Genomic DNA, 14233 nt, shown 5'->3' on the forward strand with positions numbered 1-14233 from the left:
CGTCACCTCCCGTAGCGCGGCGTGCCTGTGCCCTTGCGGCTCTCGGTCAGCCGGTCGGCCAGCCCGTACGCGACGGCCGCCCGGGCGTCGAGGATCTTGTCGCGCTCGATGTCCTCGCGGATCTGCTCGATCGGGGTCCCGGTGTGCTTGGCGAGCAGCTCCTCCAGCAGCTCGCGGTGGCGCAGCAGCTCCCGCGCATGGATCTCCAGGTCGGTCGCCTGCCCGCGCACCGGCTCGGCGAACGACGGCTGGTGGATGAGCACCCGCGCCCCGGGCAGCACGTACCGCTTGCCGGGGGTGCCCGCGGCCAGCAGCACGGCCGCGGCGGACGCCGCCTGGCCGAGGCAGACGGTCTCGATGTCGCTGGTGACGAACTGCATCGTGTCGTAGATCGCGGTCATCGCCGTGAACGAGCCGCCGGGCGAGTTGATGTACAGCGAGATGTCCTGGTCGGGGGCGGCGTGCTCCAGGTGCATGAGCTGGGCCATCACGTCGTTCGCCGAGGTGTCGTCGATCTGGGTGCCGAGGAAGACGATCCGCTCCTCCAGCAGCTTCGAGTACGGATCCTGCGTGCGCACCCCGCTGCTCGTCCGCTCGGTGAACTCCGGCAGCACGTAGCGCGCCGTGGGGCTGTCCATGACCTTCGCACCTCTCCCTCTCTCGGTCCCGCTCCGGTGACTCTCCGTATGAAATGTACAGGACGTACATCCGGTTATGCTGGGAGCATGGCGTACGAAATTCCGGTGACGCAAGCCCGCGCAGAGCTGGCCGACCTGATCAACCGCGTGGTCTACGGCGGCGAGCGGGTCGTGGTCACCCGTCACGGCCGGCCCCTCGTGGCCCTTGTCTCGGCCGCCGACCTGGAGAAACTCGACGATTTGGAGAACCCGCCGGCCGAGGAGCAGGTCATCACCACGGTCTCCGGCGTGCGCACGGCCCACCCCGCCGGATCTGCCACGGGCGAACGCCGCTTCGGCATCGCGGCGGAACACCGCGCCCCCGAAACCCGCGCGAGCGGCGAGGGTCCCGCGTAGCCAGAGGGCGGTGGGGACGAGGGGGGCGGTTCGCGTTCTCCGCGCACCAAGGCGCGTGCCAGTGGCGAAACGGCCGAAAGCTTTCATGCGCCAACGTGCGCTGACATGCGGCGACTTGCGCCGACCTGTGCAGGCGCGCGAGTCACTCGCCACGCCCACGGCTCTGTATCGTCCGCTTGGTGCGCGGAATTGTCTTACTCCTCGTCCCTAGACTTCCCGCTGTTCGTGGCCGTTGGGCGTGAGGTTCCGCGCCTGATGGCAAGCGCTTACCGCACGAGGCGCCGCATCCGGGAGCCGCTGCGCCTCGTGCCGTCCACCACCGGTCTCCGCCTCGCGGGCACGCCCCCGCGTCGTCTCCGCCAGGCGGCGGCCGCCGGCTTTCCTACCCCCCCCTCGGTTCCCGGTCAGGAGACCTGAGTTCCATGGCACGAGTACACGCCTCCCCACGGAAACGTCGCTGGTACGCCGCGCTGGCGGCAACGCTGGTCGGTGTGATGGCCGCCTGGCTGCTGAACGCCACCGCCTCCGCCAGCGGCGGCGACCCGACCGGAACGTTGCAGGCCGACCCGCTATACGTGGCGCCGGACGGCAGCGACGGCGCAGCCGGTACGGAGGCCGACCCCACGACGCTGCCCTCGGCGCTCTCCCGTGTCGAGTCCGGCGGGACGATCTACATGCGGGAGGGGACCTACGACTTCTCCGAGACGATCACCATCGAGCCGGGCGCGACCGACGGCACTGAGAACGCCCGCACGACCCTGTCCGCCTACCAGGGCGAGACGCCGGTGCTGAACTTCTCGGCCCAGGCGGAGGACTCGGCCAACCGCGGGCTCATCCTGGCCGGGAACTTCTGGCACGTGAACGGCATCGTCGTCGAGCGCGCCGGGGACAACGGGATCCTCCTCGGCGGCAACAACAACATCGTCGAGCGCACCGTCACGCGCTTCAACCGGGACTCGGGGCTGCAGATCTCGCGGTGGATCGCCGACTCGCCCCCGGACACCTGGCCGTCGAACAACCTCGTGCTGAGCGCCGAGTCGCACGACAACGCCGACTCCGACGGCGAGGACGCCGACGGCTTCGCGCCCAAGCTCACCACCGGCCCCGGCAACGTTCTTCGCAACACCGTGGCCCACAACAACATCGACGACGGCTACGACCTCTACACCAAGTCGGAGGACGGCCCCATCAGCCCGGTGACCATCGAGAACTCCCTCGCCTACGACAACGGCACCCTCTCCGACGGCTCGCAGGCCGGCAACGGTGACCGCAACGGCTTCAAGCTCGGCGGCGACGATGTCCCGGTCGACCACACCATCACGGGCACCATCGCCGTCAACAACGGCAAGCACGGGATCACCTACAACAGCAACCCCGGCTCGATCACCGTGTCGGACAACGTCAGCATCGGCAACACCGAGCGCAACTTCAACTTCGACGAGGGATCCCATTCCTTCTCGAACAACGTCTCCTGCGACAGCGGGGACGACGACCGGATCGTCGGTGACGACGACGGCTCGAACCAGTTCTGGTCCGAGGAGGGCGGGAACGGGCCCGCGTGCGCCGACTACGCCGGCGACATGGACTGGTCCTTCGCCGAGGACGGCAGCCTCGTCGTGACCTTCGGCGGCCAGCAGGTCACGCCGTAACGGACCGGCCGCCGGCCCGTCCGTGGTCCTTCGTCCCCACGGATGGGCCGGTCAGGTCATCGACCCCACCCTTCGAAGGCACAAGGAGACGAGATGAAGCGATCGTTCGCATGGCGACTCTCCGCGGTCGCGACCGCGTTGGCCCTCGCGACCACGACCGGCGTGGTCATGTCGATGTCCCAGGCATCGGCGCAGGCCGGCGCCGCGAGCGGCTACGCGACCGAGAACGGCGGGACCACCGGCGGCGAGGGCGGCGAGACGGTTCGGGCCACCACGGGAACCCAGATCCACGAGGCTCTGTGCGGCCGGGCCGGCACCGACACCCCCCTCACCATCGAGGTCGAGGGCACCATCAACCACGGCAACACCACCGACGTCGACGGCGAGAGCTGTGACACCGCCGACGACGTCATCGAGCTCAAGGGCATCAGCAACGTCACCATCATCGGGACCGGCGGCGGAGCCGTCTTCGACCAGATCGGCATCCACATCCGCGAGTCCAGCAACATCATCATCCGGAACGTGACCATCCAGAACGTCAAGAAGTCGGGCTCTCCCACGTCCAACGGCGGCGACGCCATCGGTATGGAGAAGGACGTCCGCAACGTCTGGGTCGACCACACCAACCTGCTGGCGTCGGGCGGCGAGGACGAGGGCTACGACGGCCTCTTCGACATGAAGGACAACACGCAGTACGTGACCTTGTCCTACAGCATCCTGCGCGACTCCGAGCGCGGCGGTCTCGTCGGGTCCAGCGAGGACGACGTCTCGAACAGCTTCATGACGTACCACCACAACCTGTACGAGAACATCAACTCCCGCACGCCTCTGCTGCGCGGCGGCACCGCCCACATGTACAACAACCACTACCTGGGCCTCGTCGAGTCCGGCATCAACTCCCGGGCCGGGGCCAGCGCCAAGGTCGACAACAACTACTTCCAGGACTCCAAAGACGTGCTGGGCACCTTCTACACCAACGAGGCCGGGTACTGGGAGGTCAGCGGCAACATCTTCGACAACGTGACCTGGTCCGAGCCCGGTGACGAGAACAACCCCGCCGGCCCCGACCCCGAGTCCACCACCACGGTCGACATCCCCTACGCCCACACCCTCGACAGTGCCGACTGCGTGCCGGCCATCGTGAGCCGGACGGCAGGCGCGGGCACGGGCTTGGCGGAGTCCGACGGCACCTGCTAGGTGCTTCGTCGGCATCAGCCCGCCACCCGGCGGTGACCCTGGGCGGCCCATCCGGTCCCACCGGATGGGCCGCCCCTTGCCGCCGGTCGTCTGGCGGCCCTCGCTGGCGACGACGATGGAGTCGTTGACGACCGGGCTGGCTTCCTCCGTGGGTGGTGCCGGGCCGGGCGTCCCCGAGGAGTCTGGAGGTCCGGACGTCTCGGGGTCAGCCGCGCCTGTGATCGTACGGCTCAATCGTGTCGATCTCGTGCCGCGGATCCCGCCACCGCCCACGCCGCGGCTGGCCGGCGGTGGCCCCCCGATCCGGGAGCACGCCCGGCAATGCCTCGGCGTGCCGGTCGACCTCGAACCCGTCGAGCGGTTCGAGGCCGCTCACGCCCGACTCGATGCGGCGCTGCCGCCCGGGCCCGGCTCTCTGTCCGAGCGTCTGCACTCCTGGAACCAGGCACACGCGATACCACCGGAGCGCCTGCCGGAACTGGCCCGGCTGGCCATCGACGAGACCGTCACCCGAACCCGCGCGATCGTGTCGTTGCCGGACGAGGTGCACGTCGACGTCCAGATGACCCCGGGCGCGCACCGCGGGCAGTTCACCGGCGGCGCCCGCGGCATCATGCACCTCAGCGACGGCACGCCGTTCAACGGGGCGGACCTGCTCTACGTCGTGGCACACGAGGGGTTCCCGGGGCACATCGCCGAGTCCATGCTCAAGTCGATCCACCTGGCCGACCATCCCGAACACCGGATTCGGTTCATGATCTCGCCGCCGTTCGTCGTCAGCGAGGGAATCGGCCTGCACGCCCCCGGCGTCGCCTTCCCCGACGACGAGGGACAGCGCTGGCTCACCGAACACGTGCTCGCGCCGCTGGGGATCCGACCGGACGGCAGCGACTTCGCGGCCGTCCACGACGCCCGCAACGTGCTGTGGGGGGCGGTGGGCAACGCCGCGATTCTGGCCGGCGAAGGCCGGCCCGATGCCGAGATCGCCGACTACCTGACCTCCTGGGCGCTGCCGTCCGACGCCGAAACCGCCTGGATGCTCCAGGCCCTGCGCTCACCCAGTCTCGGCGTCTAGTTCATGGGCTACTCCCACGGATGGCGACTCCTGCGACCCTGGCTCGACCATCGGGACCGGACCGAGCGCGTGCGACGACTGCTCACCACCCCCGTCCTCCCGGCCGATCTGACCTGACCACCCGGACCCGATTCCGCCGCTCCCGCGCGGGACCTCGGCGGCGGTCGCGGGCCGGCTCGTTGCCGATGTCGTCGGGTCCGGCGGGGACGCCGGTTCAGCCGGCGGTCGCGGCGTACGCCCTGAGGAACGTGTCGGCGGCGGCGTCTGCCAGTTCGGCGAGGTCGGAGTCGGGCAGATCGACCGTGCCCATCCGGGTACGGCCCTCCAATGGGCCGACGAGCAGGGCGAGCAACTGCTCGGCGGCCACCGACGGGTCGGCGGCGCGCAGCCGGCCGGCGAGGGAGAGGCGGGCAAGGCGGTCGGCGATGGCCTCGGTGAGGCGGTGGGCGCCGTGTGCTTTGACGATGTCCAGGATCTCTGGGAACTGCCCGACCTCCGCCATCAGCAGGCGGCGCAGCGCGCAGGAACGCTCGCCGGCGTGGCTGCGCAGCAGCCGCAGGCCGGTGTCCTCCAGCGCGGCGCGCAGGTCGTCGGGCGCGAGCAGCGGGTCGAGGGCGGCGAGCCGCTCCTCCAGGACGGCTTTGGCGGCGGCCTCCATCGCGTGCCGGAACAGGGTGGCCTTGTCGCTGAGGTGGTTGTAGACGGTGGGCTTGGCCACCCCCGCCTCCCTGGCGATGTCCTGCACGCAGGCGCCCGCGTAGCCATGCTGCGCGAAGACGGTGAAGGCTGTCCTGGAACGTCGGCAGCCTCATCGCCTTCCGCGTCCTCCAGGGCATCGGCGCCGGGATCCTCGACCCGCTGGTGCTGATCCTGCTGGCCCGCGCCGCCGGACCGCACCGCGCCGGGCGCGTCATGGGCCTGATGGGCGTCGCACTCTCCCTGGGCCCGCTCCTCGGACCCATCTCCGGCGGCATCGTGCTCGACAGCCTGTCGTGGCGCTGGATGTTCCTGCTCAGCGTGCCGATCGGCGTTCTCGCGGCGCTGCTCGCCCTGCGCGCCGTACCCACCGATCCGCCACCGGAGCAGCGGCAGCGGTCCGCCGTCCGCCTCGACGTACTCGGCCCCGCGCTGCTCGGGCCCGGCTTCGCCGCCGTCGTGCTGGCGCTCTCCCAAGTGGGGGAGCAGGGCTCGGTTGCCGTCCGGCAAGCGGTCGCGCCGCTGGCCGCCGGCGCCCTGCTGCTGGCCGGCTACGCCGGGCACGCGCTCGCCGGAGGGCGCAAGCGGCGCACCCCGCCCGTGATCGACCTGCGGCTGTTCGCCCACCGCGGCTTCGCCGCCGCCGTCACCATCATGGCGCTCGGCGGCCTGATCACCTTCGCCGCGTTCTACATCCTGCCCCTGTACTACCAGCAGGCCCACGGCTACGGCGTCCTCGCCTCCGGCCTGCTGATGGCCCCGGTCGGTATCGGCGGCTGTCTCGCCATGCCGCTCGCCAGCCGGCTCTCGGACCGTGTCGGCGCCCGCGGCCCGGCCACCGCCGGCGCGACGCTGGCCCTGCTCAGCGCCCTGGCCCTCACCCGCATCGACGCCGGCACCCCCGAGGTGTGGACCCTGCTGGCCTCGCTCACCCTCGGCTTCGGCTGCGGCACCTACAGCAGCCCCACCATGGGCTCGCTCTACCGCGCCCTGCCGGCCGCGAAAGTCGCCCAGGGCAGCTCGGTTCTCTACGTGCTCAACCAACTCGGTGCCGCGCTCGGCGTCGCCTTCGTCGCCCTGGTGATGCAGACCGCCGACGGGACGACCTCCGGTGTGCACGGCGTCTTCTGGCTGACCGGCGCCGCCCTCGTCGTCCTGCTGGCCACCATCCCCCTGCTGCCCGGCCGCCCCGCCGCCGCCCCGTCGACCGACGCGGCGCCCGCCACCGCCGAGAGGGCCTCCGCATGAAAACCCTCGTCATCACCGGCGGCACCGACGGCATGGGCCGCGAGCTGGCTCGTACGTACGCGTCCCGCGGCGACCGGGTCGTCATCGTCGGCCGCGACGCGACCAAGGCCGCCACCGTGCCTGGTGCCGTCTTCCTGCCCGCCGACCTCAGCCTGGTCGCCGAGAACCGGCGGATCATCGACGAACTCAACACCCGCTTCCCCGCGGTGGACGCGCTCGTGCTGTGCGCCCGCTACTTCCGCGCCAGCCGCCTTCAGACGCCCGAGGGCATCGAGGCGGTCTTCGCCCTCGACTACCTGAGCCGCTACCTGCTCAGCCACGGACTCACCGACCCCGGACTCATCGTCAACGTGTCCGGTGCCGGCGACCCGAACCTGCGCATCCACTGGGACGACCTCATGCTCGAGCGGGGCTACGACGGCATGAGGGCGCAGTGCCAGGCCGGCGCGGCCAACAGCCTCCTCGGCGTCGACTTCGCCGACCGGCACACGGGCGCCCGTACCCGGTACGCCGTGCTCCACCCGCTCTCCGTGGCCACCGCCTTCCGCGGGGAGTACGACCCGCAGACCGCCGCGCACGTCGAGTGGATGAAGCGGAACGCCCTGCCCGTCGCCCAGGGCGTCGAGCCCGTCGTCGCCCGCATCGACGACCCGCCGGCCGACCCCCTCACCGCCTACGTCCGGCACAAGCGCATCAGCCTCGACCACCCCTCGTTCTCCGCGGCGGACGCCACCCGGCTCCGCGACATCACCGAGGACCTCCTGCGCCGTCGCGCTCCCGGCAGACGGGGCCACATCGTGGAAGAGGACGGCGCTTGAAGCGAGCGGTGATTCAGTCTGTGCCGTGGTGCCGTCGCCGGTGAGCGAGAAGCTCGTCGAGGTGACACCGGCTCCACTCACGCGCGGCGTCGATCAGGTCCATGAGGCTTCTGCCGAGGTCGGTCAACTCGTACTCGACATGCGGTGGGTTGGTGTCGTATTCGTGCCGGGTGAGGAGACCGTCGCGGTGCATGTCACCGAGGGTCTGCGTCAGCACCTTCGCGGTGACCGGTCTGAGTGCGTGCCGGAGCTCGCTGAACCGCAGCGGCCCGTCGAGCAGGGAAACGACGACCATGCCGGTCCATTTGCCGCCGATGCGGAACGGAAGCTCGGCCGTCGGGCAAGCGGGGTCCATTCGTGTGGGGGAGGGATGACTCGTGGTCATGGGATGCGGCCCGGTTTCGTTGAAGTAATCAGTTTCCAAAAGATACCGTCCGCCGTATGTCAGCAGAACGAAGAGGTCAGGTCGTGGTGTTCGGGGCGGGTGGCAGGGCCGGACGAGCAGTCGCCGGCGAGGCTCAACGGCGTGGGCATCGTGTGGTCGGCGTAGTCCGCGATCCCGGCAGGCACCCGGATCTGACCGGCGGTACGCAGGCCGGCCTCCGAATCCTCGCCGGTGATCTCACCGATCCGGAAAGCGCCGTCGCCGTGGCTGGCGACGAGCCGCTGGCGCTGGTGAACGCGGTGACGCCTTTCACCGCGCCACCCCCGTCCTTCGATGGCTTCGACAACTCGTACTACGTCCGCCTCGTCGAGAACCTCTCCCGAGCGGCACGCGCGTCCGGCTCGCGGGTCGTGGAGATCGGGCTCGCGGCCACACTGAAGTTCGGTAACGGCCGTCTCTACGAAGACGCCGACGCGTTCCCGGCGTTCCTGAGGCCGTTCGCCGAGGCTCGGATGCGCGGGCTCGAGGCCTGGAGCGAGCTGTCGGAGGAGATCGACTGGCTGGTCGTCACGCCTCCGCCCGGACTGTCTCCGGAAGCACCCTCACACGGCCGGTACGAGCTGAGAGGAGACGTCCTCGATCCTGCGCTGGCCGCCGTGCCGTTGTCCTACGCCGACCTGGCGGTCGCGGTCGTGGACCAGATCACATCCCCCACCCGGCATCGGGGCCAGGTGGCTGTTTATGCAAAAACTCCAGGAAGCGGAGGTGAAGAGGGTTAATCGGTGCGAGTCCGCTCGTGCGGACCAGGAAGCCGTCTCTGTGAGGGAGCGCGGACTCGCAGCGTGCGGACACGCGACACGCGTCGACGGGTGACGGAGGCGCGCTGACGTGGACGGCGACAGCGACCCGGACGCCGGCGACGACCGCCGTCACGCCGCGCCGGCCTAGGTCCGCGGACCTGCGGCCCATGCCGCCGAGATCATCCGGTTGCCCGATGCCGCTCACGCGGCGTCCGGGGCACGATGCGGGGAGAACCGCCGGAAGGAGCGCACCCGTGTCGTACCCCGAAGACCTCACCTACCCCGAGCCCCGCTACCACGGCGACAGGGGCGAGGTGAACGCGGTGTTCCGGCCGGCCGGCACCCCGCCGGACATCACCTCGCCCGGCGGCTTCACCCGCTACCTCGCCACCGACGAGTCGACCGGCGGCGAGTTCGGCCTGTACGACGTGCAGCTCGGCCCGCGCTCACCCGGGGCCAGGACCCACTTCCACAAGGCGATGTCGGAGTCCTTCTACGTGCTGTCCGGCGAGCTGGAGCTGTACGACGGCGAGAGCTGGGTGACGGGGAGCACCGGGGACTTCCTCTACGTGCCCGTCGGCGGGCTGCACGCCTTCAGAAACGCCACCGACGAGCCCGTCCGCATGCTCATGCTCTTCTCCCCGGGCGCACCGCGCGAGGAGTACTTCGAGCGGGTCGCGGAGATGGCGCGGCGCGGCGGCGAGGAACTGAAGCAGTTCCGCATTCGGCACGACAGCTACTTCGTGGAGGACTTCGGGGAATAGACCGCCCCGGTCCGCGCCGACCTGTGGTGCGCAGGCACCAGACGGGCCGCTGACTGGTCCGGGCGCACCAGGCGAAGACGGCCACGGCAGACGATGTCCCGCGAGACACCGGGCGGGAGTGTGGAAAGCGCGCGGAACCCCGCGCTTCCCGTTCCCAGCGGTGTCTGGAGTGATCAAGAAGTGGCTACGTTTCTCTACCGGATCGGACGGTGGTCCTTCCGGCGGCGCCGGCTCGTGCTTCGCCTGTGGCTGGGCGCGCTGCTGCTGGCCATAGCCGGCGCCGCCCTCGCGCCGGCCGGGGAGGAGGAAGACCTCTCCATGCCCGGCACCGAATCGCAGCAGGCGTTCGACCTGCTGGACGAGCGCTTCCCCGACAGCAACTCCCAGGGCGCCGAGGCCCGCCTCGTGTTCCAGGCCCCGGACGGACAGCAGGTGACGGCCCGGGAGCACAGGGCGGCCGTCGAGGACGCGCTCGGCTCGCTGGACGGCGGCGAGCAGGTCGCGTCGACCACCGACCCGTACGAGACCGGCGCCGTCAGCAAGGACGGCACCATCGCCTACTCCACCATCACCTACTCCGCGGAAGCCGTCGATCTGACCGGGGAGACGAAGAGCGCTCTGGAGGACACCGCGAGCCAGGCCCGGGACGCGGGGCTGACCGTGGAGACCGGCGGTTCGGCCCTGGACTCCGAGGAGGAGCCGGGCGGCACGACGGAGATCGTCGGCGTGGCGGTGGCCGCGGTGGTGCTGGTCCTCGCCCTCGGCTCGCTGGTCGCGGCCGGACTGTCCCTGCTGACCGCCTTCGTGGGCGTGGCCATCGCCTTCGGCCTGGTCTCCGCGCTGGCCGTGCCGCTCGGACTGACGTCCACCGTCGCCATCCTGTCGCTGATGCTGGGGCTGGCCGTCGGCATCGACTACGCACTCTTCATCACCTCCCGGTTCCGCGACGAACTCGCCCGGGGCAGCGACCCGGAGGACGCCGCCGGCCGGGCGGTCGGCACGGCCGGATCCGCCGTCGTCTTCGCGGGCGCGACCGTCTTCATCGCCCTGGTCGGGCTGGGGGTCGTCGGAATCCCCGAGCTGACCAAGATGGGCATGGGCGGCGCGGGCGCCGTGGCTCTCGCCGTACTCGTCGCACTGACCCTGGTCCCCGCGCTGTTCGGCTACTTCGGCCGGCGCGTCCTGTCCCGCCGGGTCCGCAAGGCCACCCGGCCGGGCGGCGAGCGCGGGCACGCGCTGCCGGCCGCGGCCGGCCGGCCCGGGCTCGGCGCCCGCTGGGCGCGGTTCGTACTGCGCCGGCCGGTGGCCGTGCTGCTGACCGCCGGCCTCGGTCTCGGCGCCCTCGCCGCGCCGGCGCTGAGCCTCGAACTCGGGCTCCCCGGAGACGAGTCCAAGTCGACCGAGACCACCCAGCGCCGCGCCTACGACCTGCTGTCAGAAGGCTTCGGCCCCGGCTTCAACGGCCCGCTGACCGTGGTCGTGGACAACTCGGCGGCCGGGGCCACCGAGGCCACGGCGGACCTGGTCGTCACGACCCTGCGGGGGATGGACGGGGTCGCCTCCGTCGGCGATCCGCAGTTTGACGAGGCCGGGGACACGGCCGTCCTCACCGCCGTCCCGGAGACCGCGCCGAACAGCGCCGAGACCAAGGACCTGGTGAACTCGATCCGGGACGCGGGCGCCGGCGTCGAGGCCCAGACGGGCGCCGACGTCCTGGTGACCGGCACCACCGCGATGAACATCGACATCTCCGAAGCCATGTCCGACGCGCTCATCCCGTATCTGACCGTGGTCATCGGCCTGGCGGTGCTCCTGCTGACGGTGGTCTTCCGCTCGATCCTGGTGCCGGTCAAGGCCGCGCTCGGCTTCCTGCTGTCGGTGGGTGCCGCCTTCGGCGTGCTCGTCGCCGTCTTCCAGTGGGGCTGGGCGGCCGACCTGCTCGGCATCGAGCAGACCGGACCGGTCATGTCGCTGATGCCGATCCTCATCATCGGCATCGTGTTCGGCCTCGCCATGGACTACGAGGTCTTCCTCCTCACCCGCATGCGGGAGGCATACGTCCACGGCGCGGCCCCCGGCGAGGCGATCGTCCGCGGGTTCCGGCACAGCGGACGGGTGGTGGCCGCGGCGGCGATCATCATGATCAGCGTGTTCGCCGGATTCGTCGGGATGAACAGCCCCACCATCCAGACGATGGGCGTCGGGCTGGCCGCCGCCGTCGCCTTCGACGCCTTCGTGGTCCGCATGGCGATCGTGCCCGCGGTCCTCGCGCTGCTCGGCCACCGGGCCTGGTGGCTGCCTCGTATCCTGAACCGTGTGCTACCGAACGTGGACATCGAGGGTGCGGCACTGAGCAGGCGCGTCCCGCCCCCCGCGAGCGGGCCGGACGCGGCGGTGCGGCGGCTCCCCGTGGGCCGGCGGTGAGCCGGGCATGACGGACCCGGCCGGCGGCGGTCCGCCGGCACGCCGTACGCGGCGGCGGGAGGCGGCGATCGTGGCGACCGCGTTCACGCTCTGCCTCCTCGGCGGCGTGGTGCGGGTCGACGACACGCTGTCACCGCCGCCCGCCGCCGCCTACGTCATCGCCGTGGCGTCCTGTGCCGTGCTGCCCGTACGGCACCGGGCGCCCCTGGCCGCGCTCGCGGCCACGACCGCGGCCGGCCTGCTGGTGCCGCCGCTGGGTCTCCTGCTGAGCCCGCCCATCATGGCCCCCGCCGTGATCGCCGCCTACGCCTGCGCCCTCCACGCGCCCACCGAACGGCGCGCGGCGGGCGTGGTGTCGCTCGCCTCCGCGGCGCTGCTGCTCGCCGCCACCCCCTGGTTCGAGGACCTCTCCTGGCAGGACGCGAGCCGCATGGGATCGGTGGCGGCGTTCCCGCTCGTGGCCGGTGTGCTCGGGCACTCGGCGCACAACCGGCGGGCCTACCTGGCGGCCGTGGAGGAGCGCGCCCGGCGGGCGGAGAAGAGCCGGGAGAGCGAGGCGCGCCGCAGAGTGGGCGAGGAGCGGCTGCGCATCGCCCGGGAGCTGCACGACCTCGTAGCCCACCAGATCACCCTGGCCAACGCGCAGGCCACGGTCGCCTCGCACCTCTTCGACGTCCGTCCGGAGCAGACCCGCCAGAGCCTGAAGGAACTCGTCCAGACGACCAGCGACGCGCTCGACGATCTGCGGGCCACCGTCGGGCTGCTGCGCCAGTCCGGGGACGCCGCCGAGCCCGCGGAACCCGCGCCCGGGCTGTCCCGGCTCCCCACGCTGCTGGAGTCCTTCGGCCGCGCGGGGCTGGAGGTGTCGCTCGAACAGGAGGGCACCGCCAGGCCGCTGCCGCCGGGCGTGGACCTCACCGCGTACCGCATCGTCCAGGAGGCCCTGACCAACGTGACCAAGCACGCCGGCACCGGCAGCGCCCGGGTACGCCTCGCCTGGAACCGCGACCGCGTGACCCTCACCGTCGCCGACGACGGAGGGGACGCCGGTGCGGCGCCGGCGGCGTCCGCGGCGTCCGCGGCGTCGGACCGTCCGCCCGGCTACGGCCTGATCGGGATGCGCGAACGGGCCACCGCGGTCGGGGGGCGGCTCACCGCGGGCAGGCGCCCGGAGGGCGGCTTCCTCGTCTCCACCCAACTGCCCCTGCCACCCGCCAAGGACACGGCGCGCGGGACTGCCACCGGGGAACGGGCGGCCGACGAAGTGACAGCCGACGGACGTACGGACGACGGAGAGGCAGGGGGTACGCCGTGACGACGCTGCGGGTGCTGCTCGCCGACGACCAGGCCCTGCTGCGCAGTGCCTTCCGGATGCTTCTCGACACCGCCGACGACATCACCGTCGTCGGCGAGGCCGCGGACGGCCGGGAGGCGGTGAGTCTCACCCGCGAACTGCGCCCGGACGTGGTGGTCATGGATATCCGCATGCCCGAGGTGGACGGCCTCGCCGCCACCTCCGAGATCGCCGCGGACCCGGAGCTGCGGGGCAGTCGCATCCTGATCCTCACCACCTACGAGACCGACGAGTACGTCGCCCAGGCGCTGCGCGCGGGGGCCGGCGGCTTCATCGGCAAGGGCATCGGGGCCGAGGAACTGGTGGACGCCGTGCGTACGATCGCCGACGGCGACACCCTGTTGTCGCCCGCCGCGACCCGCTCCCTGGTCGCCCGCTTCCTGGCCTCACCGGACGACGCACCGAAGCACCACCCGGAACGGCTCGCCGTGCTCACCCCGCGCGAACGCGAGATGGTGGCCATGGTCGCGACCGGCCTGTCCAACCAGGAGATCGCCGAGCAGCTCTACGTCAGCCCCTTCACCGTCCGCGCCCACGTGCAGCGCGCGATGACGAAGCTGGCGGCCCGCGACCGGGCGCAGCTCGTCGTCATCGCGTACCGCACGGGGCTGGTGCAGGCCACCCCCGACGACGGCACCGACCGTCCGTCGTGAGGGTCACGGCCCCGGGATGAACGCGGGCAGCGTGAGGGCCGACGCCGGCGCTGGGGGCGGCTGAGGTGAGAAGGAGGCGACGAGGGACGTCTCGGCGGTCACCTCGACCGCGACCACCGAGTTTCCGCGGTGCCGC

Annotated in this window: 13 protein-coding genes and 2 pseudogenes; 11 read left to right on the forward strand and 4 right to left on the reverse strand. The window is 71.5% G+C overall.

What is annotated here, in order from left to right:
* Nucleotides 1–2: 2 nt before the first annotated feature.
* Nucleotides 3–638, reverse strand: a complete 636-nt coding sequence (locus T328_RS06245) for an ATP-dependent Clp protease proteolytic subunit (protein ID WP_496494843.1) — start codon at nt 636–638, stop codon at nt 3–5.
* An 87-nt stretch (nt 639–725) separates the two neighbouring features.
* Here T328_RS06245 and T328_RS06250 point away from each other — a divergent pair, with 87 nt between their 5' ends.
* The 4 genes and pseudogenes from T328_RS06250 (at nt 726) to T328_RS06265 (ending at nt 4955) form a co-directional block, all read left to right on the forward strand.
* Entirely contained in the window at nt 726–1034 is a 309-nt protein-coding gene (locus T328_RS06250) for a type II toxin-antitoxin system Phd/YefM family antitoxin (protein ID WP_496494844.1), read from the forward strand.
* A gap of 422 nt (nt 1035–1456) precedes the next feature.
* A complete protein-coding gene (locus T328_RS06255) occupies nt 1457–2683 on the forward strand; it encodes a right-handed parallel beta-helix repeat-containing protein (protein ID WP_496494845.1) in 1227 nt (408 codons plus the stop codon).
* A gap of 93 nt (nt 2684–2776) precedes the next feature.
* Nucleotides 2777–3877, forward strand: a pseudogene (locus tag T328_RS06260) (pectate lyase family protein); the annotation flags it as partial.
* 67 nt (nt 3878–3944) lie between these two features.
* Nucleotides 3945–4955, forward strand: a complete 1011-nt coding sequence (locus T328_RS06265) for a hypothetical protein (RefSeq protein WP_496494846.1) — start codon at nt 3945–3947, stop codon at nt 4953–4955.
* A gap of 214 nt (nt 4956–5169) precedes the next feature.
* On the opposite strand, the gene T328_RS06270 is transcribed toward T328_RS06265, so the two are convergent.
* Both T328_RS06270 and T328_RS06275 read right to left on the reverse strand, forming a co-directional pair.
* Complete coding sequence (locus tag T328_RS06270; RefSeq protein WP_496494914.1) at nt 5170–5613, reverse strand: TetR/AcrR family transcriptional regulator C-terminal domain-containing protein; 444 nt, start codon at nt 5611–5613, stop codon at nt 5170–5172.
* A 15-nt stretch (nt 5614–5628) separates the two neighbouring features.
* Nucleotides 5629–5733 (reverse strand): annotated as a pseudogene (locus T328_RS06275) (TetR/AcrR family transcriptional regulator); the annotation flags it as partial.
* 32 nt (nt 5734–5765) lie between these two features.
* Here T328_RS06275 and T328_RS06280 point away from each other — a divergent pair.
* On the forward strand, nt 5766–6899 hold the full coding sequence (locus tag T328_RS06280; protein ID WP_496494915.1) for an MFS transporter: 1134 nt from the start codon (nt 5766–5768) through the stop codon (nt 6897–6899).
* Complete coding sequence (locus T328_RS06285) at nt 6896–7717, forward strand: SDR family NAD(P)-dependent oxidoreductase (protein WP_496494847.1); 822 nt, start codon at nt 6896–6898, stop codon at nt 7715–7717. The genes T328_RS06280 and T328_RS06285 overlap by 4 nt, the downstream gene beginning before the upstream one ends.
* Before the next feature lie 13 nt (nt 7718–7730).
* Here the strand turns inward: T328_RS06285 and T328_RS06290 are convergent, their stop codons facing one another.
* Nucleotides 7731–8102: a winged helix-turn-helix transcriptional regulator gene (locus T328_RS06290; RefSeq protein WP_496494916.1), complete on the reverse strand. Its 372-nt coding sequence runs from the start codon at nt 8100–8102 to the stop codon at nt 7731–7733.
* 56 nt (nt 8103–8158) lie between these two features.
* On the opposite strand from T328_RS06290, the gene T328_RS06295 reads away from it, so the two are divergent.
* The 5 genes from T328_RS06295 (at nt 8159) to T328_RS06315 (ending at nt 14097) form a co-directional block, all read left to right on the forward strand.
* Nucleotides 8159–8881, forward strand: a complete 723-nt coding sequence (locus T328_RS06295) for an NAD(P)-dependent oxidoreductase (protein ID WP_496494848.1) — start codon at nt 8159–8161, stop codon at nt 8879–8881.
* A 275-nt stretch (nt 8882–9156) separates the two neighbouring features.
* Nucleotides 9157–9666 carry a cupin domain-containing protein gene (locus tag T328_RS06300; protein WP_496494849.1) on the forward strand — a complete coding sequence of 170 codons (510 nt, stop codon included), beginning with the start codon at nt 9157–9159 and terminating at the stop codon, nt 9664–9666.
* 180 nt (nt 9667–9846) lie between these two features.
* The gene (locus T328_RS06305; protein WP_496494850.1) at nt 9847–12090 is read left to right on the forward strand and encodes an MMPL family transporter; all 2244 of its coding nucleotides are present in this window, start codon (nt 9847–9849) and stop codon (nt 12088–12090) included.
* A gap of 7 nt (nt 12091–12097) precedes the next feature.
* Nucleotides 12098–13405, forward strand: coding sequence for a sensor histidine kinase (locus T328_RS06310; protein ID WP_496494851.1), 1308 nt, complete (start codon nt 12098–12100; stop codon nt 13403–13405).
* Nucleotides 13402–14097 (forward strand): response regulator transcription factor, encoded by a 696-nt coding sequence (locus tag T328_RS06315; protein ID WP_496494852.1) that lies wholly within the window; start codon nt 13402–13404, stop codon nt 14095–14097. The genes T328_RS06310 and T328_RS06315 overlap by 4 nt, the downstream gene beginning before the upstream one ends.
* The last annotated feature ends 136 nt before the right edge of the window (nt 14098–14233 follow it).

It is taken from the genome of Streptomyces sp. CNX435 (assembly GCF_059570575.1).

Coding starts and splice junctions, on each gene's coding strand:
- T328_RS06245 (WP_496494843.1), bottom strand. CDS start 638: ATGGACAGCCCCACGGCGCGCTACGTGCTGCCGGAGTTCACCGAGCGG.
- T328_RS06250 (WP_496494844.1), top strand. CDS start 726: ATGGCGTACGAAATTCCGGTGACGCAAGCCCGCGCAGAGCTGGCCGAC.
- T328_RS06255 (WP_496494845.1), top strand. CDS start 1,457: ATGGCACGAGTACACGCCTCCCCACGGAAACGTCGCTGGTACGCCGCG.
- T328_RS06265 (WP_496494846.1), top strand. CDS start 3,945: ATGGGCCGCCCCTTGCCGCCGGTCGTCTGGCGGCCCTCGCTGGCGACG.
- T328_RS06270 (WP_496494914.1), bottom strand. CDS start 5,613: ATGGAGGCCGCCGCCAAAGCCGTCCTGGAGGAGCGGCTCGCCGCCCTC.
- T328_RS06285 (WP_496494847.1), top strand. CDS start 6,896: ATGAAAACCCTCGTCATCACCGGCGGCACCGACGGCATGGGCCGCGAG.
- T328_RS06290 (WP_496494916.1), bottom strand. CDS start 8,102: ATGACCACGAGTCATCCCTCCCCCACACGAATGGACCCCGCTTGCCCG.
- T328_RS06295 (WP_496494848.1), top strand. CDS start 8,159: ATGTCAGCAGAACGAAGAGGTCAGGTCGTGGTGTTCGGGGCGGGTGGC.
- T328_RS06310 (WP_496494851.1), top strand. CDS start 12,098: ATGACGGACCCGGCCGGCGGCGGTCCGCCGGCACGCCGTACGCGGCGG.